Origin of the sequence: Pseudoalteromonas sp. MMG007 (genome assembly GCF_018100985.1) — a bacterium.
Classification (GTDB): domain Bacteria; phylum Pseudomonadota; class Gammaproteobacteria; order Enterobacterales; family Alteromonadaceae; genus Pseudoalteromonas.
This window is the reverse complement of record NZ_JAGJEI010000045.1, coordinates 1-794: the sequence shown is the minus strand read 5'-3', so window position 1 is coordinate 794 and position 794 is coordinate 1. Positions and strand designations below refer to the sequence as shown.

Below are 794 nucleotides of genomic sequence, written 5' to 3'. Positions count from 1 at the left end.
GACACGCAAGCGCCAACTTTAACCATTCAAGATGTAGGCGATGTAAACGACCTAACACCGACATTACAAGGCACCAGTAACGAAATTGGTGGCACGGTCACACTCACCGTGACCGACAGCGACGGCGCCGTGCAAACCATCACCACCACCGTTGAAAGTGATGGTCACTGGGATATTGAAATCCCCAGTGCGCTTGCACAAGGTGACTTTACTGTAAGCGCCAGTATTACGGATGCTGCAGGCAATGAGAGCACAGCAAACAGCAGTGGTAATGTGGACACCATCACCCCAGTTGTGAGCGTGGATGCACTGGGCCTTGGCAACGACAGCACGCCAGTTGTTAGTGGCACCTCAACAGAGCCAGAAGGCACCGTTGTAAACATTGTTATTACCGACAGTAATGGTGATGAGTATCCAATCACCGCTACCGTTGATGCAAACGGTGAATGGCAAGCGACTAGCCCTGAATTACCAGATGGGGGCTACAGTGTACAAGCCAGCATTACCGATGCGGCAGGGAACACTGGCGGCGCCGTTCAATCAGGCACGCTTGATACCCTTGCGCCGACATTGACACTGGATACCGTGGGCGCGACCAACGACAGCACGCCAACAATCAGTGGAAGCAGCAATGCGCCAGCAGGCACAGTGATAAACATCAGTGTGAGCGATGGCACCACAACCGAAACGTTCACCGCGACAGTACAAGCCGACGGCAGTTGGTCAGCAGATGTACCAACTGCATTAGCTGATGGAGAGCTCACTATTGAAGCCAGCGTGAGCGATAGCGCCGG

At 53.8% G+C, this 794-nt stretch carries 1 protein-coding gene; it reads left to right on the top strand.

Translation table 11 applies throughout. From position 1 onward, the window contains the following. Positions 1–794: Ig-like domain-containing protein (locus tag J8L71_RS18340; protein WP_211001799.1), on the top strand; the 794-nt coding region annotated here is incomplete at both ends.